The 19845-nt window shown below is 62.7% G+C and carries 15 protein-coding genes and 4 tRNA genes; 5 read left to right on the top strand and 14 right to left on the bottom strand.

Annotated features, from left to right (window positions below):
* Positions 1–46: 46 nt before the first annotated feature.
* From AB5Y51_RS04165 to plsY, 7 genes are all read right to left on the bottom strand, one after another.
* Positions 47–646 (bottom strand): Yip1 family protein, encoded by a 600-nt coding sequence (locus AB5Y51_RS04165; RefSeq protein WP_029314835.1) that lies wholly within the window; start codon positions 644–646, stop codon positions 47–49.
* Positions 647–883: 237 nt separating this feature from the next.
* Positions 884–2227, bottom strand: a complete 1344-nt coding sequence (locus AB5Y51_RS04160) for a potassium channel family protein (RefSeq protein WP_010675794.1) — start codon at positions 2225–2227, stop codon at positions 884–886.
* 266 nt (positions 2228–2493) lie between these two features.
* A tRNA-Asn gene (locus AB5Y51_RS04155) sits at positions 2494–2569 on the bottom strand.
* An 8-nt stretch (positions 2570–2577) separates the two neighbouring features.
* Positions 2578–2653 (bottom strand) — tRNA-Phe (locus tag AB5Y51_RS04150).
* A gap of 3 nt (positions 2654–2656) precedes the next feature.
* Positions 2657–2732 (bottom strand) — tRNA-Thr (locus tag AB5Y51_RS04145).
* A gap of 52 nt (positions 2733–2784) precedes the next feature.
* Positions 2785–2860: transfer RNA gene (locus AB5Y51_RS04140), tRNA-Phe, on the bottom strand.
* 47 nt (positions 2861–2907) lie between these two features.
* Positions 2908–3570 carry a glycerol-3-phosphate 1-O-acyltransferase PlsY gene (plsY, locus tag AB5Y51_RS04135; RefSeq protein WP_029314836.1) on the bottom strand — a complete coding sequence of 221 codons (663 nt, stop codon included), beginning with the start codon at positions 3568–3570 and terminating at the stop codon, positions 2908–2910.
* 171 nt (positions 3571–3741) lie between these two features.
* Between plsY and folB the strand changes: the two genes are divergently transcribed.
* The 3 genes from folB to AB5Y51_RS04120 all read left to right on the top strand — a co-directional run bounded on the left by folB (position 3742) and on the right by AB5Y51_RS04120 (position 5222).
* Positions 3742–4113: a dihydroneopterin aldolase gene (gene folB, locus AB5Y51_RS04130; RefSeq protein ID WP_113069559.1), complete on the top strand. Its 372-nt coding sequence runs from the start codon at positions 3742–3744 to the stop codon at positions 4111–4113.
* Entirely contained in the window at positions 4113–4622 is a 510-nt protein-coding gene (gene folK, locus AB5Y51_RS04125; protein ID WP_041213984.1) for a 2-amino-4-hydroxy-6-hydroxymethyldihydropteridine diphosphokinase, read from the top strand. The genes folB and folK overlap by 1 nt, the downstream gene beginning before the upstream one ends.
* Before the next feature lie 117 nt (positions 4623–4739).
* A complete protein-coding gene (locus tag AB5Y51_RS04120) occupies positions 4740–5222 on the top strand; it encodes a YbaK/EbsC family protein (protein WP_368178084.1) in 483 nt (160 codons plus the stop codon).
* 9 nt (positions 5223–5231) lie between these two features.
* On the opposite strand, the gene mdtD is transcribed toward AB5Y51_RS04120, so the two are convergent.
* The 4 genes from mdtD to AB5Y51_RS04100 all read right to left on the bottom strand — a co-directional run bounded on the left by mdtD (position 5232) and on the right by AB5Y51_RS04100 (position 10020).
* Positions 5232–6659 (bottom strand): multidrug transporter subunit MdtD, encoded by a 1428-nt coding sequence (gene mdtD / locus AB5Y51_RS04115; RefSeq protein WP_223919390.1) that lies wholly within the window; start codon positions 6657–6659, stop codon positions 5232–5234.
* A gap of 22 nt (positions 6660–6681) precedes the next feature.
* On the bottom strand, positions 6682–7809 hold the full coding sequence (locus AB5Y51_RS04110; RefSeq protein WP_167826512.1) for a GTP-binding protein: 1128 nt from the start codon (positions 7807–7809) through the stop codon (positions 6682–6684).
* Positions 7810–7880: 71 nt separating this feature from the next.
* Complete coding sequence (locus AB5Y51_RS04105) at positions 7881–9287, bottom strand: D-arabinono-1,4-lactone oxidase (protein ID WP_048208545.1); 1407 nt, start codon at positions 9285–9287, stop codon at positions 7881–7883.
* Positions 9288–9402: 115 nt separating this feature from the next.
* On the bottom strand, positions 9403–10020 hold the full coding sequence (locus AB5Y51_RS04100; protein WP_368178083.1) for a LysE family transporter: 618 nt from the start codon (positions 10018–10020) through the stop codon (positions 9403–9405).
* A 76-nt stretch (positions 10021–10096) separates the two neighbouring features.
* Between AB5Y51_RS04100 and AB5Y51_RS04095 the strand changes: the two genes are divergently transcribed.
* Positions 10097–11014, top strand: a complete 918-nt coding sequence (locus AB5Y51_RS04095; protein WP_368178082.1) for a LysR family transcriptional regulator — start codon at positions 10097–10099, stop codon at positions 11012–11014.
* Here the strand turns inward: AB5Y51_RS04095 and AB5Y51_RS04090 are convergent.
* The 3 genes from AB5Y51_RS04090 to AB5Y51_RS04080 form a co-directional block, all read right to left on the bottom strand.
* Complete coding sequence (locus AB5Y51_RS04090; protein WP_368178081.1) at positions 11011–12582, bottom strand: EAL domain-containing protein; 1572 nt, start codon at positions 12580–12582, stop codon at positions 11011–11013. The two genes, AB5Y51_RS04095 and AB5Y51_RS04090, sit on opposite strands and share 4 nt — an antisense overlap.
* Before the next feature lie 231 nt (positions 12583–12813).
* Positions 12814–15411 carry a bifunctional aconitate hydratase 2/2-methylisocitrate dehydratase gene (gene acnB, locus AB5Y51_RS04085; RefSeq protein WP_368178080.1) on the bottom strand — a complete coding sequence of 866 codons (2598 nt, stop codon included), beginning with the start codon at positions 15409–15411 and terminating at the stop codon, positions 12814–12816.
* A gap of 229 nt (positions 15412–15640) precedes the next feature.
* Positions 15641–17944 (bottom strand): patatin-like phospholipase family protein, encoded by a 2304-nt coding sequence (locus AB5Y51_RS04080; protein ID WP_182976101.1) that lies wholly within the window; start codon positions 17942–17944, stop codon positions 15641–15643.
* A gap of 273 nt (positions 17945–18217) precedes the next feature.
* Between AB5Y51_RS04080 and AB5Y51_RS04075 the strand changes: the two genes are divergently transcribed.
* Positions 18218–19845: methyl-accepting chemotaxis protein (locus tag AB5Y51_RS04075; RefSeq protein ID WP_368178079.1), on the top strand; the 1628-nt coding region annotated here is incomplete at its 3' end.

The following is a 19845-nucleotide window of genomic DNA, read 5'->3' as shown; positions in this document are numbered from 1 at the left end:
GGCGCCATCAAGGCGCCCTTGTCGTCGTTGCCGTCGGCACGCACGGCTACTGGGTGAAGACGGGACCGAAGCCGGATCCCCACAGGATGGCCGTGGCAGCCAGCACGCAGACCAGCAACACCAGGCCGACAGTCACCACTGAGCTGGCGTAGATGAATCCCTGCTCCTTGGTGATGTGCATCAGGATGGGCACGCCGATATAGAGCAGGTAGACGGAATAGGTCAGCCCGACCAAACCGATGAGCATCACGAACCAGAGATGCGGGAAGAAAGCGGAGAAGCCCACCATGAAGAGTGGCGTGGAGGTGTAGGCCGCCAGCTCCAGCGAGGTCGTGTAGCTGGGATCCGAGCCGAAGGTATGCCCCATCCAGTGCACCAGATAGGAGAGTGCCAACACGCCGATGATAAGGGTCACGTACATGGCGACCGACAGCTTGAATGCGCTGTTGGCGGTCAGGGTGATGGGATCGCCGACCCCGATGCTCCAGCCGATGTGAACGGCGGAATAGTAGGCGCAGATGGGAGGGATAAGGGCCACGAGCAGGATGTGGGTCAGACTGTTTCTGAAGCTGTCGTGCCGCTCGTCTATGGTATGCCATTCGGTGTGGGGATGGGCATACAATCCCCATAAGTGATTCAATATCATAGCGTTATTCCTTCTCTACATCGGTGGTTGGCGGATCGATACCGGGCTTTCTCCTCTGATTGCGTCATGTCCGGGCGCTGGTGGCGCCATCGCTTGCCATGGCATGCGATGACTTTAAATAAAGTCGCTCGACCGCCGCTGCGTCAAGCAAGGTCGCCGGGCCAGCCGGGAGGGATGGCAAGACAGCAGGAGGGCACCGGAGGCGGGCACTGATGGCACCCGCCGTCGGCGCTCCCGTCAATACTGCTTGGTTTTCGAGGCAAAACCCGCGAGGAAGAGACCGGTCAGGAACATGCCGCAGAAGGCTTCGATGGCCGACAGCAGTTGCAGCGGCGAGGAGGTCTGGGAGATGTCCCCATAACCCAGGGTCACGAAGGTGACGATGCTGAAATAGAGAGAGCGCCCCAGATGGCCGTGGGTTGCAGACTCCGGCGCCAGGAAATAGGTCAGGGTCGCCAGCAGGATCACCCCCATCGACATCAGCAGGCTTCTGATGGGACGCTCCCCAAACCCCCAGGTGATGAAGCTGATGAACTTGCCCGCGCACTTGAGATAGCACAACAGGGAGAGCCAGCACTTCGTCATCGGACCACTGCGCAACCAGCGCTCCCGGAACAGCTCCCGCGGGCTCGCCAGGGACTTCATCTCGTGCAGCTTCTCCTTGTAGTAACACTCGCCTGCGTCGACGGTGTCACCCACGCTGGAGAAGAGGCGCTTGGCATTGCGATAGAGTTTGCTCGCCTCGTTGTGGTCGATCCGCCCATTGTCGTTGTAGACCACCTCCACCTTGTCCAGGTTGGTGTGCTCCATGGTGGCATCGAAGTTCTTGGCGCTGACGCTGAAGTTTTTCAGCACCGCCCGGGAGGAGTGGAAGCGGATCTCCTCGCACTCTATGGTGAAGTCCTGAAAGACCCCGTCCTCCAGCGCCAGCTCCCGTTTCTTGGCCCAGGCCCTGTGGTCCCACAGCAGAGAGTCGAACAGATCGAGCCCGATCACCCCGCCATTGACCCTGACCCCCTTGGCCGAGCAGTGCCACAGATAAACCTTGGAGTTATTGACGGCCCCATCGAGAGAGAGCTCGTCGAGACAGGTGAAATCGAGCAACCGGCCGGAGATGATGGGGCTTTTGAGGGCAACACCGCCGATGTTGAGCAGACGATGCTTGCCCAGCACCTGGGCCTCCCCCTTGTTGTTCTCCGAGACCGAGAGCAGGCTTTGCACCCGTTTCACCTCGTCATTGCCATGTTTTCCCGCCAGCCACATGCTGTAAGGCTCGAAACGGGTCTCCGAGCGGATGAGGCCGCTCTTGCGCAGGGATTCCAGTGCACTCGAGGCGCTCTCATACAGGCGGACCTTGTCGTCGCTCATGTAGACACAAAGGCTCAGCACGCAGCGGGAGCTGATGAAGCGGGCGATGCCGATCTGGAAGATCACGCTTTTTTCTATCTTCTGCTCCGCCATCCAGTCGTCGAAATGGGGCAGCGACGCCACCAGCAGCGCCCAGATACGGGGATAATCGTTCTCACGCCGCCACTCGTTGAATTGCTCGGGGGAAAGCTGCCAAAGCTCTGTTGCATTCATGCATGACCTCACTCAAGAAACCGATCCCGTCTTGCCGGGCCGGGGTGACGGCAGGCGTCGATCACGACAGGGTGATCCGGCGGGCACAGCATAGGGACTCACCACGCCATCATACTCGGCAGACGGGCCAAGTCACTGGGAGGAAAGATTCAAGAGGGGCGCTGCGACAGCTTTGTCACCGGACAGGACGCTTTTCGAACAGCGGGAAGCGGAACATCGAAAAACGGGAAAAGAAAAAGCCCAGCATTGCTGCTGGGCTTTTTATTTGGCTCCTCCTGCTGGGCTCGAACCAGCGACCTGCGGATTAACAGTCCGTCGCTCTACCGACTGAGCTAAGGAGGAATTATTCGTGGTGCCCAGAGACGGAATCGAACCGCCGACACGGGGATTTTCAATCCCCTGCTCTACCGACTGAGCTATCTGGGCAAATGGTGCCGGCTACCGGAATCGAACTGGTGACCTACTGATTACAAGTCAGTTGCTCTACCTACTGAGCTAAGCCGGCACACTTCAAACCATTGTGCATGAACACGTTTTTATTTCATGGCACCAAAATATGGTGCCCAGAGACGGAATCGAACCGCCGACACGGGGATTTTCAATCCCCTGCTCTACCGACTGAGCTATCTGGGCGTGGGCGCTATTAAACGGATTTTAGGGCAGGTGGTCAACGGGAAATTTCACTTTTCGTCTCGTTCGTCTCTTTTTTGCGCAGCATCATCCATTTTCATCACTTCTGCTGGTGGGACCGCTCCCCGGCGCCCCCAGAGGCGGGACTCCTCCCCCTTGAGCAGGCGGGTAATGTTCTCGTGATGACGGATCAGGATGAGACAGGAGAGCAGGGAGACCGGCAACGTGTATTCCGGTTTGAGCAGATAGGTAAAGAGCGGAGTCAGCAACACGGTCACGATGGACGCCAGTGACGAATAGCCGCTCACCAGCAGCACCAGCAGCCAGGTGGTGATGACGGCACCGCCCATGGCAAACCCAATGGGCAACATGGTACCGAGGGCGGTGGCGACGCCCTTGCCACCACGGAAGTGGAAGAAGAGGGGGTACATGTGGCCCAGACAGGCGGCCACCCCGATAAAGCCGAGGTAGACGGGCTTGATCTGCAGATACCAGGCGAGGTAGACGGGGGCCATCCCCTTGAGCACGTCGAGAAGCAGTACGATCAGCGCCGCCATCCGGCCGCCGAGGCGCAACACATTGGTCGCCCCCGGGTTATGGGAACCATGGTCACGGGGATCCGGCAGACCCGTGATGCGGGAAACCAGCACGGCACTGGACAGCGAGCCGCCCAGATAGGCCAGAATAATCATCAAAATCGTCAGGGCCGTCATCTTGGTCGTTTTTACCACGATATGAATGGGGTATGATGCGGGCCACATTCCCAGGCCCGGGCTTGCCCGAAAGCGTGTCGCCCAAACCGGCCGCCAGCGGCAATCTGCTTGCCGGGCCTGCATCCCTGCGCTGTTTTCACAGCCCATCAAGAGTAAAGAAGAAGTACTGTCATGGACAAGGTGTTTATTCGCGGACTCGAGGTTTTGACCACCATAGGGGTATATGAGTGGGAGAAGGGCATTCGCCAGAAGCTCTGTTTCGACCTCGAGATGGGGTTTGACAATCGCCCAGCCGCCGCAACCGACGATATCAATCTGGCGCTGGATTACGCCACCCTCTCTCGCAAGATCTGTGATCACGCCCAGGGCAAGATAGTGGAGCTGGTCGAGACCATGGCCGAGCAGGTCGCCGCCCTGGTGCTGGAAGACGAGCGGGTACAGTGGGTCAAGGTGACCCTGACCAAACCGGGTGCCGTGCCCAATGCGGCAGGCGTCGGGGTCGAGATCCTGCGCCATCGCACGCCGGCTGCGAGCGCCAGCTGATGACCCGCATCTATATCAGTCTGGGATCCAACATCGATCGGGAACGCCATATCCGCGCCGGCCTCGATGCCCTGCACGCCGAATTCGGCGAGTTGCAGGTCTCCCGGGTATTCGAGAGCGAGGCAGTGGGCTTCAACGGCCGCCCCTTCTACAACCTGGTGGTGGGTGCCGATACCGAGCTGCCCCTGGCGACCCTGTGCCAGCGGCTGCGCGCCATGGAGTTCGCTCACGGCCGCGAGCCGGATGCCAAGAAGTTCGCCCCGCGCACCCTGGATCTCGATCTGCTGCTCTACGGCGAGCTGGTCTGCGAGACGCCGCTGGTGCTGCCCCGCGGCGAGATCCTCACCAACGCCTTCGTGCTCTGGCCGCTGGCGGAGCTGGCTCCCACATTCCGCCATCCCATCGATGGTCGCACCATCGCTGAGCTGTGGGCAGGTTACGACAAAGCCTCCCAGCGCCTTGACCCCATTCCCTTCCACTGGAAAGCGGGCGAATTGCAGCATCACTGAACGACAAGGGCACCCTCGGGTGCCCTTGTTGATGACTCCGCTGATGACGGATAAGAAACGGTGATTGGGCCTGCGCCGGTGCAAGTGGCAGGATGACCGCCATCACAGGAGAACCCCATGCCACTCGATACCATCCACGACTTCAACCGTCAGTTGCTCACCGACCTGCCCTACCAGCGCTTCGAGCACGAACCCATCCTCGATTACGCCACCGACGAGCGGGTCAAGGCTCACCTCGGCTGGCAGGCCGAGTTCAGCAAGACCCTTTTCCTCAAATTCAAGGATGGTCGCTTCGCCCTGCTGCTGACCCACAGGGACGGCCGGCTCGACAGCAAGGCGGTCAAGGCGGCGCTCGGTGCCAAACCCTCCATCTGCACCGCCGACGAGATGCAGACAGAGATTGGCTGCCTGCCGGGAGCCGTCTGCCCCTTCCTGCCCCGCGCCGACATCCCCCTGCTGGTGGATCCCGTGCTCATGAATCACCACGCCTTTACCTGGACGCCGGGCCACCCCGAGCAGACTTTCCTGCTGGAGACCACCCACCTGGCCGGACTGCTGGCCCGATTGCCCTGCGACGTGAGCTACCTGCCCGCCCCCTGAGCCTGGGACTCAGCGCTTTTCCCGCGCCAGCTGGGCGAAGATCAGCGCCGCCAGCATGGACATCAGGCCGATGCACAGATAGGTGAGGTGGAACCCCTCCAGCCAGCGGCCACTCTCCTCGGGCTGGCCGATGGAGAAGAGCCCCAGCAGGCTGGCGGCGATGGCCACCCCCAGGCTCATGGAGAGCTGCATCACCACCGACAGCAGACCGTTGCCGCTGCTGGCGTGCTCGCTGCTGAGATCCTGCAGGGTCAGGGTGTTCATGGCGGAAAATTGCAGGGAGTTGATGGCACCAAAGACCGCCAGCCACACCAGCAGTACGCCGTGGGGCACCTGGTTGTCGATGAAATAGAAGCTCGCGATCATGGCCCCGAGCGCCAGGGTGTTGCCGATGAGGATGCGGCGATAACCGATGCGCGGAATGAGCTTGTTCACCAGCGTCTTGGTCAGCATGGCGCCGATCACCGTGGGGATCATGGTCATCCCCGCCTTGCTCGGGGAGAAGCCGAGCCCCAGTTGCAGGAAGAGCGGGGTGAGAAACGGCATGGCGCCGCTGCCGAGGCGGGCAAACAGATTGCCCCAGATACCGATGGCGAAGGTGGACGTCTTGAACAGCGCCAGACTGAACAGGGGCTGCTCAGCCGTGGCGGCATAGAGCCAGTAGCTCGCCATGGCGGCCAGGCCGAACAATACCGCAAACAGGGCCCAGCCGGTTGAGATGCTGTGCTCCCCCAGGCCTTGCAGACCGACGGATACCAGCACCATGCCGACACTGAACAGCACAAACCCCTGCCAGTCAAACCTGGCGGTGTGCTGGCGAAGGTCGGGCATGAAGTGCCAGCTCGCCACGAAGCCGAGCAGGCCCACCGGCAGGTTGATGAGGAAGACCCAGTGCCAGCTCGCCACCTCCACCAGCCAGCCCCCCAGGGCCGGACCGATGAGGGGGCCGAGCAGACCGGGGATGGTGACGAACGACATCACCCTCAGCAGCTCATGCTTGCTGTAGACCCGCAGCACCGCCAGACGCCCGATGGGCATCAGCAAGGCCCCCCCGACCCCTTGCAACACCCGGGCGATCACCAGCATGGGCAGGGTGTTGGCGATGGCACAGGCCAGGGAACCCAGGGTAAACAGCAGGATGGCGACCAGATAGACCCGGCGGGTGCCGAATCTGTCCGCCAGCCAGCCGGAGGCGGGAATGAGCAGGGCCACCGTCAGCATGTAGGCGATGATGACGGACTGCATCTGCAGCGGACTCTCGCCCAGGGCCTCGGCCATGCTGGGCAGGGCAGTGTTGAGGATGGTGCCATCCAGGGTCTGCATGAAAAAACCGACCGCCGTCAGCCAGGGCAGCCATTTGCGCTGGGCGGGCGTCACCATCGGGGAGCTGTCAGGCATGGTTCTGTCTCTCCTCATCACATAAGAAAAGACCCGCACGAGCGCGGGTCATATCAGCATATCAGGCATCCGGCTGGCCGAGCATGGCCTTGAGGTGCTCTTCCAGGCTGGGTTCGGGGGCCTTGAGGGTCGAGAGGAACAACTGCTCTATGCCTACCCTGTCCTGGCTCTTCACGATGAACACCAGCCGGGACTGGGCCTTGCCTTCGGGCCACTCCCCCAGCGCCTGCAACGGATAGAGCTGGCCGTGCACGCCGTGGATCACCACTGGCTGGCTCTCCCCTTCCAGTTGCAATATCCCCTTGAGACGCAGCAGGGCATCGCCGTATTGTGCCTGCACCGCGTCGATGGCGGCCAGCAGGCGGGAAGGCTTGAGCGGCTCGCCGATGCGCAGGGAGAAACTTTCGATATTGCCGTGCTCGAAGCGAGTGGGCGCGACCGTCCCCACCTTGGCGGCAAACGGCGTCATCTTCGGCTGCATGGGCGAAGCCAGCCCCTGTTTCGGGGACTCGGTACGCAGCCAGGCCAGCAACTGGCGCACGTCGCGCCCCGCCGCCTCGTTGTAGGCGCCGAGCTTCTCCAGCACCGCGGGTGAGAGCACCCCATTGCTGACCCGCTGGATGGGGGCTGCCGGATTGAGGGCCGCCAGTTGGGCTTCCACCCGAGCAAGGGTCTCTTCATCCACCAGATCCCCCTTGCTCACCACCAGCAGATCCGCCAGCGCTACCTGTTTGACCGCCTCATATTGAGCCGCAAGCTGCTGCTCGATATGGCCGGCATCCACTACGGTGACGGTGCCATCGAAGCGGTAGCGCTGGGCGATAAAGCCCTCTTCCCTCAACGTGAACAGCACGGGGGCCGGATCGGCCAGACCCGTGGTTTCGATGATCAGCCGTTTGAAGGGCTTGATTTTCCGTTGGATGGCCTTCATGAAAAGCCCCTGCAGCGCCTCCACCAGGGAGCCCTGCACCGAGCAGCAGATGCAGCCAGAATCGAGCAGCACCACCTGCTCGTCCACCTGCTGTACCAGATGGTGATCCAGCCCCACGGAGCCGAACTCGTTGATGAGCACGGCGCACTCCCCGAGCTCGGGCTGCTTGACCCAGTGATTGAGCAGAGTGGTCTTGCCGCTGCCGAGAAAACCGGTCAGCAGGGTCACGGGGATGCGGGTGTCTTGCATGTCTGTCATCGGGATGCCCCCCCTCTGATCGGCAGGAGGATGAGTAAGCGAGTGTCTTGCATATCGGTCATGTCAGATCCTTACCGGTTGGCGAACAGGTCGCCGAGCCAGCGGTTTTCGAAACGGCCATGGGGGTCAAGCTCCCGCTTCAGGGCCAGGAAGTCGTGCCAGCGCGGCAACAGGGCCGGGAAGTCGTAGAGGTCCATCGCCAGGTGCTTGCCGAAATGGGGAATGCCGCCAAGCGGCACCAGCAGTTGCTGCAACTCGCGCATCTGCTCCATGGAGCCCCCGACGAAGGTCCCGTCTGCCGCCAGATAGACCAGAAAACCTATCCAGCACACCGACTTGTCATGGGCGGCACTGAGCCAGGCCACGGAGGGACCGGTGCAGCGCAGGATGAAGGGGTAGTGCAGCACGCCGGGGTTCGCCTCCTGCCATGCCTGCAGGATTTCAAGGGCCTCCCCCATGCGTTCGAGGGGCACGGCCACCTCGCAGTTGATCTGGGGAGCAGGAATTCCCTTGCAGAGGATCTGATAGACGTTGCCCACCAGATCCGAGGCGTCCTTGAAGCGGCGTACCGTCTCGAAGTGCTCGCCTGCCCTGGCCTCGTCCTTGGTGTCTCTGGCCATCTTCTGCAGGGTCGCGTCTATGGTGGCATTGAGCGCCAGGTTCATGCGCTCGTCCATGTCTCCCTCCAGCACCAGCGGCTCGCTGCCCCCGGCGCGGTAGCGGGCCACCTCGTCATCGGAGGCGGGATCCACCAGCCAGATGTGACTCTCGCCGGTCCAGGCGAACCACCAGCTCTTCACGAAGGCGTGCTCCCGGTTGAGACGCTCGTTGTGTTCCAGCAGGAAGGGGTAGTCGGTGGTGAACTTGGTGCAGCGCATGATGCGGTTGGGCACGGTGTTGAGGGTCACATCCAGCAGGATGCCGAGCATCCCCATGCCCATCACGAAGGCGCCGAAGCGCGGATCGGTGCGATCCACACGGATGATGTCGCCGCTCGCCAGCATCACGGTCAGGGCAGCCACCGCATCGCACAGGGCGGACTGGTGCAATCCCTGCCCATGGGTGCCGGTGCTGAGCGCGCCACCCAGGGTCTGGATGCCGATGACGCCGGGGGACGCCGGCAGCATGCGATCCATGGCGATGAGGTCGGCATAGACGGTATCAAGCGGCGTCCCCGCCAGGTAGGTCACCGTATCGGCAGTCTTGTCCAGCTGGCCGCGCAGGTGGTGCAGGTCCACCAGCAGCGCCTGGCTGCCTTCCGCGTAGACGCTGTGGATGGGTTCGAAAGAGAGGCCGGAGCCGATGAGCCGCAGCTTGCGCTCGGGGTATTCCCGCAGCAATTGCTGCAGCTCGTCACGGGTCGTCGGGCGCCACACCTGATCAAGGGCGCCGAGGGGGTTGGTTCTGGACCAGTTGAACAGCACCTCCCGATTGCCAATCGCCTTGATGCTGTGAAATGCCTGGAACCTGACCGTCATACCGCGCCTCATCTGACTTCAAAATGAGCGCCAATTCTACCGAAAAGTGGCTGCCAAGGCATGAAAAACAAGACCCTACAGTCGGGGGTGGATAGGGGGAGCCCCCCTCCCCGCCTCAGCGCGTCTGCTGGGTAAATGCCAGCAACATGCCGAATCCCACCAGCAGGCCCCCGAACACCCGATCGATCCAGTGGCGTACCGCCAGCAGTCGGTCCCGCACCGCAGGGGTGGAGAAGAAGAGCGCCACCGCACCAAACCAGAGGGCGTGCGCCAGCGCGATGAAGGCGCCATAGCCGATCTGGACCGCCAGCGGCGTCTGCGGCTGCACCACCTGCATGAAGAGGCTGACGATGAAGATGGTGGTCTTGGGATTGAGCACATTGGTCAGAAATCCGGTGCGCAGCGCACCCAGACTGGAGAGGGCAGGCTGACAGATGCTCTCTTCATCGGCAGCCGGTTTGGCCCGCAGCATCTTGATGCCGAGGAAGATGAGATAGGCGGCCCCTGCCAGCTTGATGAGGTTGAACAGCCAGAGGGATTGCTGGATCAGCAGGCCCACCCCCAGCAGGGTGTAGGCCACGTGCACGCAGACCCCGGCCGCGATGCCGATCGCCGTCAGCACGCCGGTGCGGCGCGAGAGCAGCAGGCTGTTGCGCGACACCATGGCAAAGTCGGGCCCGGGGCTGATGACGGCAAAGAGAGTAATGGCGACAACGGCTAACAGTTCGGTCATGAAAATAGTCCTGATTAGAGGGGATATCGGCTATTTTATTTGCCAACAACACCAATAACGAACGATGATTTCTGACATGAATGGTGAAAAAAACTCACAAAAAGACCTCTCGCTTCCCTCCCTCACCGCCCTGCGCTGTTTCGAGGTGGCTGCCCGCACCGAGCATTTCGGCCGCGCCGCCGACGAACTGCACCTCACCCATGGCGCCATCAGCCGGGCGGTACGACTGCTCGAGGAGGATCTGGGGGTCATGCTGTTCGAGCGGCGCCAGCGCCGGGTCTTTCTGACCGACGCGGGTGAACGGTTCTATCAGGCGGTCAGAGAGGGGCTGGGCAGCATCCGCCAGACGGCGCAGGCCCTGCGCCAGCAGAGCCGCCCTCAATCACTGGTGCTCTCCTGCGAACCCACCCTCCTGATGCGCTGGCTGATCCCGCGCTGGCCCGCCTTCCAGGCCCTGCACCCGGAGCTGGACGTACACCTGATGGCGGGCGGCGGCGCCCTCAGCTTTGGCAGCGGCATCGATCTCGCCATCCGGCGCAACGACTTTCACTGGCCTGCCGAGCTCTACAACCAGTTGCTGTTCGAGGAGCGGACCGGCCCTGTCTGCCCGCCGGGCAAGGTAGCGCACTTTTTTGAATCCAGGGGGGATGTGCAGGCCCTCAGGCCAACGGCCCCTCGTCTGCACACCAAGACCCGTCCAGGCGCCTGGTTGGAGTGGCAGCAGCACGCAGGCATGTCCGCCGACGAGGAGGTGCCGGGTCAGACCTTCGAGCACTTCTATTTCAGCCTGCAGGCGGCAGTCGCCGGGCTGGGAGTCGCCATCGGCCCCTACCGCCAGGTGTGCGACGATATCGAGGCCGGTCTGCTGGTGGCACCGCTCGGCTTCGTCCCCGACGGCACCGGCTATCACCTGCTCGCCCCCGCGCCACCCGAACCCGGCAGCCCCGACGACATCCTGGTGAACTGGCTGCACAGCCTGGTGGGCGCGGCCTAGCCCTGGGCGGTGCGCCCGGCGGCGACCTGTATCTCTCCCGCCGTCAGCTCCCGGCAGAACTGGCGTATCGGCATGGGGCGGGCAAACAGGTATCCCTGCAGATACTGGACCCCCTTGCCTCTCAGATAGGCGGCCTGCTGCTCCGTCTCCACCCCTTCGGCCACCAGGGACAACCCCAGCCGTCCCCCGAGGTCGATGACGTTGTCCACGATGTGCTCGGAGAGGGACTCCGTCCCGATGCGGCCGATGAAGGAGCGGTCGATCTTGAGATAGTCCACGTGGAATTGCTGCAGATAGATGAGGCTGGAGTGGCCGGTGCCAAAGTCATCGATGGCGAGCTGCACCCCCATCTCGTCGAGCTGGCGAAACAGGGAGAGGGTCTGCGGGCTGGTCACCAGCAGCTCCCGCTCCGTGAGCTCCAGCACCAGCACCACCCGTCCCGGAACGAAGTGGCCGAGGAAGTCGCGGCACTCCGCCACCAGGGAAAGGTCCCGGCAGTGGATGGCACTGATGTTGAAGCTGATGTGAAATGCCTCGGGCAACTGCTCCTGTACCGGGTGGAGTGTCTTGGCCACCGTCTTCATCAGGTTGACCGTCATGGGCACGATCAGGCCAGACTCTTCCGCCTGGGGGATGAAGAGATCGGGGCGGATCAGCCCCTCGGTGGCATGTTGCCAGCGCATCAGTACCTCGGCTCCCACCATCTTGCCGCCCTTGCTGGCGATCAGCGGTTGCAGATAGGGGACAAATTCCCTGGCTCGCAGCCCGCGTCTCATCTCGTCCGTCAGGGCCCCCGGCCGCCCAAGCAGCCACCACACCAGCAGTGAGAGCACCAGCGAACTGACTCCCAGCCAGATCAGTTGCAGATGGCGAGCCTCCCACAGGGCACGCCAGTAGATCGGCATGGCATAACCGGCGTGGATGGTGAAGGGGTAACGCTGGGAGGCGAGTATCAGGGCAAACTTGCTGTGCAGTTTCGGCGGATCGCTTTGGAAGTGGCCGGACTCATCGAGCCAGGCGGACCCCACCTGCAAGAACAGCTCGCTGGGATCGCTGCTCAGGGTAAGCATGAAACTGAGCTGACTGCTGTCAATGGCGCTCAGTGCCGCATCACGCCCCCGCTCCTGACGCACCACCAGCAAGGGGTGATTCTTGCGCACCAGGTTGCCGCTCATCAGCAGCAACTTGCGATCCGTGTAGCGGGAGCCGTCATCCACTTCCCTGGCAGGCCCGAACAGCGAGGTGCAGTTGATGATCCCCTGTCGCACCAGATTGATGGAGCGCAGGAACGGCTCCAGCGCCACTCGCTTGCGCAGCAGCAGCAGGTTGTCGCTGCAAGGTCGACCGGCCAGCGGCAATACCTCGAGGTTGGCCCGTTCGGCCTGATCCAGCATGCGCTCCAGCAAGGTTCTGGCCTTGCTGGCTGACGCACTGGCATCGTTTTTCAGCTCCTGCTCGTAGCTGTCGTGCACCATCCACCCTCCCACCACCAGGGGCAGGGCCAACACCAGCAGGGCACAACCAAGGCGCCACTTCATGCGGGCCAGATCAATCCGGAACAGAAACATAGCAACCACGCCGCAATGCGCGGGCCCGCTTCGCAGGTACCGCGGCATAAAAGTGCCCACCAGGAAACGGTGGGGCCATCATGGCCAGACAACGAACGCGCAACGCGCGTACCAGGCAGATCGACGACGCCGTTGCTGGGCATGGCGGGTCATTATCGCGCAGCCCCCTGAAATGGAAAATGCCGCGTCGAGACGCGGCATTGTTATTTTCAGTGGTCAGACCGGCGAGTCTCAGACCGCTTGCTGCAGGATCACCGCATCGGCCTTCTTGGTGTAGGAGGCGATCTCGTTGAAGTTCAGGTAGCGGTAGGTGTCGGCCGCAGTGGCGTCCAGCGCCTTGGCATACTGCAGATACTCTTCCACGGTCGGGATCTTGCCGATGATGGCGGCAACCGCAGCCAGCTCCGCAGAGGCCAGATAGACGTTGGCCCCCTTGCCCAGACGGTTCGGGAAGTTGCGGGTGGAGGTGGAGACCACGGAGGCCCCTTCCGCTACCCGCGCCTGGTTGCCCATGCAGAGGGAACAACCGGGTATTTCGATGCGAGCACCGACGCGACCAAAGATGCCGTAGTAGCCCTCTTCGGTCAGCTGATCCTTGTCCATCTTGGTGGGCGGGGCGATCCACATGCGGGTCGGCAGCTCGCCCTGATACTTCTCGAGCAGTTTGCCGGCGGCGCGGAAGTGGCCGATGTTGGTCATGCAGGAACCGATGAACACCTCGTCGATCTTGTCACCCGCCACGTCGCTCAGCAGACGGGCGTCGTCCGGATCGTTCGGCGCGCACAGGATCGGCTCCTTGATGGTGGCCAGATCGATCTCGATGATTTCGGCGTACTCGGCGTCCTTGTCCGCTTCCATCAGTACCGGGTTGGCCAGCCACTCCTCCATCCCCTTGATGCGGCGGGTGATGGTGCGCACGTCGCCGTAGCCTTCAGAGAGCATCCACTTCAGCATCACGATGTTGGACTTCAGATACTCGATGATCGGCTCTTTATCCAGCTTGATGGTGCAACCGGCGGCGGAACGCTCGGCGCTGGCGTCCGCCAGCTCGAATGCCTGTTCCACCTTCAGGGCCGGCAGACCTTCGATCTCGAGGATGCGGCCGGAGAAGATGTTCTTCTTGCCCGCTTTCTCGACGGTCAGCAACCCTTTCTGGATGGCAGCGTAGGGGATGGCATGGACCAGGTCACGCAAGGTGATACCCGGTTGCAGCTCGCCCTTGAAGCGCACCAGCACGGATTCCGGCATGTCCAGCGGCATCACGCCGGTGGCGGCGGCGAAGGCCACCAGACCGGAGCCCGCCGGGAAGGAGATACCAATGGGGAAACGGGTGTGGGAGTCACCACCGGTACCCACGGTATCCGGCAGCAGCATGCGGTTCAGCCAGGAGTGGATGACGCCGTCGCCTGGACGCAAGCTCACACCGCCGCGGTTCATGATGAAGTCCGGCAGGGTGTGGTGAGTCTGCACGTCGATGGGCTTGGGATAGGCCGCGGTATGGCAGAAGGACTGCATGGTCAGATCGGCAGAGAAGCCGAGGCAGGCCAGGTCTTTCAGCTCGTCGCGGGTCATGGGGCCCGTGGTGTCCTGGGAGCCGACCGTGGTCATCTTGGGCTCGCAGTAGGTGCCTGGGCGAATGCCCTTCACGCCGCATGCCTTGCCCACCATCTTCTGGGCCAGGGTGAAGCCCTTGCCGGTGTCGGCGACAGGCTGCGGACGACGGAACACGGTGGAGAACGGCAGACCCAGCGCTTCGCGGGCCTTGTCGGTCAGGCCGCGGCCGATGATCAGCGGAATGCGGCCACCGGCGCGCACTTCGTCGATCAGCACCTCGGTCTTCAGTTCGAACCGGGCCAGCACCTCGTCGGTGCCGTGGCGGGTGATCTTGCCCTCATAGGGGAAGATGTCGATGACATCGCCCATCTCCAGTTTGGAGACGTCCACTTCGATGGGCAGAGCGCCGGCATCTTCCATGGTGTTGAAGAAGATGGGGGCAATCTTGCCGCCGAGGCAGACGCCGCCGGCACGCTTGTTCGGCACGAACGGAATGTCGTCGCCCATGAACCAGAGCACGGAGTTGGTGGCGGATTTACGGGAAGAGCCGGTACCGACCACGTCACCCACGTAAGCCAGCGGGAAACCTTTCTCTTTCAGGGCATCGATGGTCTTGATGGGGCCGATGACGCCATCCTTGTCCGGGGTGATGCCGGGACGGGCGTTCTTCAGCATCGCCAGGGCGTGCAGCGGAATGTCCGGGCGGGACCAGGCGTCCGGCGCCGGCGACAGATCGTCGGTGTTGGTTTCGCCGGTCACCTTGAACACGGTGACGGTGATCTTCTCGGCCAGGGCCGGGCGGTTCAGGAACCACTCGGCGTCAGCCCAGGATTGCAGTACCTGTTTGGCGTGGGCATTGCCCGCCTTGGCCTTCTCTTCCACGTCGTGGAAGGAGTCGAACATCAGCAGGGTGTGGGAGAGGCCCTTGGCGGCAAGAGGTGCCAGGGTCGCATCGTCCAGCAGGTCGATCAGCGGCTGAATGTTGTAACCACCCTGCATGGTACCGAGCAACTCGACGGCTTCGGCGGCAGTCAGGATGGGGGAATGGGCCTCGCCCTTGGCGATGGCGGTGAGGAAGCCGGCTTTCACATAGGCCGCTTCATCAACACCCGGGGGAATGCGGGAGGACAACAGTTCTTTCAGAAAGTCCTGTTCGCCGGCGGGCGGATTCTTGATCAGCTCAACCAGGGCGGCGACCTGCTCTGCGTCCAGAGGTTTGGCAACCACGCCTTCGGCGGCACGTTCTGCGACGTGTTTACGGTATGTTTCAAGCACGACTAATTCCTCTTTGGTCTTTTTTTTGGGGTTCGCCCAAGCTCGCGGCGATCGTCCTTGCGGGACACCCGTAGGGTGCCCCCCACTATATAAGTTTTAACGACTAATTAAAATCCAAACCCTGTGCAGTTATTCATCAAACCAGCATAACCATATAAACCCATTAGGTTTTTTTAGAGTGACAAGCCGCCCGCCCAAGGTGAGTTAACAAAAAGGCAGCATTTCGCCCTTATTGGAACGTAGTGCCCAATTGCAGATAGAACATGTCGTGTCCCCCCTCCGCCACGCCATAGCCGAGGAAGATGGGACCGAGGAAACTCTCCACCCCCATATAGAGGGAACCCGAGGTATAGGAGGATTCGATGCTGATGTCCTCTCCCTTGTCCCAGACCCCCCCTTGCTCGAGGGAGCCCCCGAGGAACAGGGGCGCCTTGAAGGCACCGAAGTCGTTGTCCGCCACCCGGTAGATGTAGCGCAATCCGCCGAACAGGCTGTATCGACCGCTCAACTGGTAATGCTGGAAGCCGGACATGCGGAACAGCCCCCCCAGATCCTGCACGAACAGCGGTACCGTCTCCTGGGAACTTGAGCCGCCCCCTTCCAGCATCAGGTTGAGGCTGTGCCTGTCCCAGGACCAGGGCTTGATCATCACCAGCCGGTAATTCACCCCCTCGGCCTGCTCGGAGGGGCCGTCCGAGGGGTCGAGATCGACGTAGGAGTAGCCCCCCTTGATGTCCCAGTAGACCCCCTGATAGGGGAAGTAGCGGCTGTCGAGGGTGTCGTGCTCGAAGCGGATGTAGGGTCCCCAGGCGGAGGCATCGGCATCCGCGTTGGTAAGGTTCTGGATCTCCACGCTGCCGATCTTGCCCTCCAGTCCAAGGGAGAAGCGGCTCCAGGGCTGGCGATTCCAGCCGACGGCGAGATCCACGCTGGTGAAGCTGTACTCGGAGTCCAGATAGCTGACCCCGGACGACGACCTGCTCTCTTCCGGGAAGAAGACGCGTCGCTGGGTCTTGTCGTAGGCCAGGCTCGTCTCGCCGAAGTAGGTCTGGGAGGGCTCCAGCGGGGTGTAGAAGTCGGTCTTGAGGTGCTTGGCGGTCCCGAGGGACGCCTCGGTCAGCCACTCGCCTCCCCAGTCGTTGACGTTGGTGAGGGTGTAGGACATGCCGACGTTGTAGTTGGAGCTGCTCTCGAAGTCATCGGAGAAACCGAGCTGGAAGTTGAGATAACCCGGCCCCCAGTTCTTCTCGCTGGCGTCCACCACCAGCACGTTCTCCCCGTCCCGCTCCTCCACCTCGTAGGTGATGCGATCGAATGACTCCAGGGCGTAGAGGCGACGGATCCCCGCCTCCAGGCTCTCGTAGGTCTGCACCTTGTCCGGACGCACGTTCAGCATGGCCCGCACCGTGTCGTCGGAGAGGCGCGACTTGTTGATGATCTCCACCTTGTCGATGTAGTAGGCGGGCTGGCCGCTGCGCTCGGCGCGCCGGCTCAGCTTGCCGTTGCGATAGTCGGCGTAGGCCGCAGGCGAGAGAGAGAGTGCATCGAGCCGGGCCGCTGCACTGTTGGCGACCGCCTCCCCGATCTTGATCCCCTCCGGCATCAGGGCGAAGTCGGCGATCCCCATGTTGCCGAACTCGGGGGTCAGCAGGATGTCCTTGGGGCCGAGCAGCGCCTTCTGCTTTTCGGTCCCCACCTGGGTCATGTAGGTGGTGAGCTGATCGATCATGGCCAATCCCGACTTGAGGGACTCCCGGGTACGCAGCTTGGCGCTGATGTCCACCGCGATCACCACGTCGGCCCCCATGGCCTTGGCCACGTCCACCGGCATGTTGTTGACCGTGCCGCCGTCGGCCAGGATGCGGCCGTCCCAGTCCACCGGCTTGAGGGCACCGGGAATGGACATGGAGGCCTGCATCGCCTTGGCGAGGCTGCCGTGATCCAGCACGAAGGGGGTCACCGTCTCCATGTCGGTCGCCACCGCGCGATAGGGGATAGGCAGGTTGTCGAAGCTCTTTTGCGCCGGCAGGTTGGAGGTGGCGTGGCGCAGCAGGCTGGCCATGGACTGTCCCTGGAAGAAGCCGTCCGGCAGCTGGGTCTGGTCACCGTTGACCCCGATGTCGGTGCGCAGCTGGTACTTCTCGGTCTGCTGCTTCTTGCGCAGGGAGAGCTCGTCCCGCCCCACCTTGTCCTGATAGCCCTTGTTCCAGTCGATGGCCAGCGTCGTGCGCTCCACCTCCTCGGCGCTGAGCCCCATGGCATACATGCCCGCCACATAGGAGCCCATGCTGGTCCCGACGATGATGTCCACCGGGATGTGCTTTGCCTCCAGCACCTTGAGCACCCCGATATGGGCCGACCCCTTGGCCCCGCCGCCGCTCAGTACCAGGGCTATCTTCGGACGATCCATCTTGGTTGCCCCCGGGTTTCTGGCCGAAGGCGCGGGATCATTGGCTCCGGCCGCCGCCATGAACGGCAGGGTCGCCAGCAGGAGCACGAGCAGGTGGGTCCATCCCCGATGAAAGATGCGCATATGAAAGTCCATAAATCCGGTGCGAGTCGAGCGGGCAGGCCGCCAGTCAGGTGCAGCCTACTATAAGTGCAAGCACTTTAACCGCAAGCCGGGGTGCTGGCGAGGGGTCGCCCCGCTTGCGACGATGTCTCGGCAAAATCGGGCGCCAATCCAGTCCAATCCGGGTGTGAGCGCAAACGTTAATCGACAATAAACGCCCCCGCCGCCTCAAGAGCGCGCCAAATCAGCCGCTATTATGAGTTCAACCCTGGTTCACACTTCCGAGTCACCCTTATGTTCGCAAGCCTGACACTGAAACAGAAAATTCTGGCCACCGTCATCCTCGCCGTGGCCCTCTCCTGCCTGCTGGTGGGCTATTTCAGCCAGCGTTCTGCCCAGCAGCTGATCGAGAACCGCATGTTCGAGCAGGAGCTGCCCAACCTGACCCAGCGCATCGGCAAGGAGATCGAGAAGGATCTCACTTCGGTCGCCAATGCCGCCAGACAGCTTGCCAACGACCGCTTCGTGCTGGACTGGGTCGAGCGCGGCATGCCAAAAGAGCAGGAGTCCATCCTCATCAACCAGCTCAAGGACATGACGAGCCAGTATGGCCTGGTCACCGCCTCCTTCGCCGATCGTCAGAGTGCCGCCTACTACAACCAGGACGGTTTTCTGCGCATCCTGAACCACGAGCAGGACAACTGGTTCTATGACTACACCAAGAGCCGCCAGGATCTGATGCTCAGCATCTTTCGGGAGAGCAACGGCGAGGTAAAACTGTTCGTCAACTTCCAGCAGCTCGACGGACGCGGCCTCGCCGGCCTCGCCAAATCCCTCGACAGCATGGTCAGCATGCTCGCCAACTTCCGCATCGGCGACAGCGGCTTCGTCTTCATGACAGACGGCAGCGGCAAGGTGAAGCTGCACCCCGACGCCGCCCGCATCGATCGGGACAACCTGACCCAGCTGGCCAGCGGCAGCAGCACCAACCTGCTCAACAAGCAGCCCTTTGCCGCCACCCGTGCCGAGGTCGACGGCCAGCCCGTGATCCTGGCCAGCAGCTACATCCCCCTGCTCGACTGGTATCTGGTGGCCCAGGTGCCGGAGGCCGAGATTTATGCCGAACTGGACAGAGCGCGCCTGCACATGGTGCTGGTCAGCCTGGCCATCGCCGTCGGCATGGGGCTGCTCGGCGTTCTCCTGGCGGGCTCCGTGAGCCGCCCCCTCAACGAACTGGCCCGCCTGTTCCGCGAACTCGGCAGCGGTGATGGCGACCTCACCCATCGCCTCAAGGTCGATGGCCGTGACGAACTGGCCCAGGTGGCGACCGGCTTCAACAACTTTGTCGCCAAGATCCACGGCTCCATCGAACAGGTGGCGAGCAACTCCCGCCAGCTCGCCGCCACCGCCAACGAGGTGGCCGCCAAGGCCCAGCTCACCCAGCACAACTGCACCGCCCAGCGGGATCGCACCGTCCAGGTCGCTACCGCCATCCACGAGATGGGAGCCACCGTCAGCGAGATCGCCGGCAATGCGTCTCTCGCCGCCGACGTTGCCAAGCAGGCCAACGAGCAGGCCGATGCGGGGGCCCAGGTGGTCGCCCAGGCCCGTCACGGCATCGTCGGCCTCTCCGGTGAAATCGAACAGGTCGCCGGGGTCATCGAGTCCCTGGCGAGCCAGACCGACTCCATCGGCAGCATCCTCGACACCATCCGCAGCATCTCGGAGCAGACCAACCTGCTGGCCCTCAACGCCGCCATCGAGGCCGCCCGCGCCGGCGAGCAAGGCCGTGGCTTCGCCGTGGTGGCCGACGAGGTGCGCAACCTCGCCAGCCGCTCCGCCGCCTCCACCGCCGAGATCCAGGGCATGATCAACAGCCTCCAGGAGCAGAGCGCCCGCGCCGTCAGCGCCATGGCCCAGGG

This window comes from Aeromonas sp. R7-1 (assembly GCF_040908115.1).
Classification (GTDB): Bacteria; Pseudomonadota; Gammaproteobacteria; order Enterobacterales; family Aeromonadaceae; genus Aeromonas; species Aeromonas caviae.
Note: the sequence above shows the minus strand (reverse complement) of the source record. Positions and strands in the feature narration are given on the sequence as shown.

Excerpts from the sequence above, each read along its gene's own strand:
- AB5Y51_RS04165 (WP_029314835.1), bottom strand. The coding sequence starts at position 646 with ATGATATTGAATCACTTATGGGGATTGTATGCCCATCCCCACACCGAA.
- AB5Y51_RS04160 (WP_010675794.1), bottom strand. The coding sequence starts at position 2,227 with ATGAATGCAACAGAGCTTTGGCAGCTTTCCCCCGAGCAATTCAACGAG.
- plsY (WP_029314836.1), bottom strand. The coding sequence starts at position 3,570 with ATGACGGCCCTGACGATTTTGATGATTATTCTGGCCTATCTGGGCGGC.
- folB (WP_113069559.1), top strand. The coding sequence starts at position 3,742 with ATGGACAAGGTGTTTATTCGCGGACTCGAGGTTTTGACCACCATAGGG.
- folK (WP_041213984.1), top strand. The coding sequence starts at position 4,113 with ATGACCCGCATCTATATCAGTCTGGGATCCAACATCGATCGGGAACGC.
- AB5Y51_RS04120 (WP_368178084.1), top strand. The coding sequence starts at position 4,740 with ATGCCACTCGATACCATCCACGACTTCAACCGTCAGTTGCTCACCGAC.
- AB5Y51_RS04110 (WP_167826512.1), bottom strand. The coding sequence starts at position 7,809 with ATGACAGACATGCAAGACACCCGCATCCCCGTGACCCTGCTGACCGGT.
- AB5Y51_RS04105 (WP_048208545.1), bottom strand. The coding sequence starts at position 9,287 with ATGACGGTCAGGTTCCAGGCATTTCACAGCATCAAGGCGATTGGCAAT.
- AB5Y51_RS04100 (WP_368178083.1), bottom strand. The coding sequence starts at position 10,020 with ATGACCGAACTGTTAGCCGTTGTCGCCATTACTCTCTTTGCCGTCATC.
- AB5Y51_RS04095 (WP_368178082.1), top strand. The coding sequence starts at position 10,097 with ATGAATGGTGAAAAAAACTCACAAAAAGACCTCTCGCTTCCCTCCCTC.
- AB5Y51_RS04090 (WP_368178081.1), bottom strand. The coding sequence starts at position 12,582 with ATGTTTCTGTTCCGGATTGATCTGGCCCGCATGAAGTGGCGCCTTGGT.
- AB5Y51_RS04080 (WP_182976101.1), bottom strand. The coding sequence starts at position 17,944 with ATGCGCATCTTTCATCGGGGATGGACCCACCTGCTCGTGCTCCTGCTG.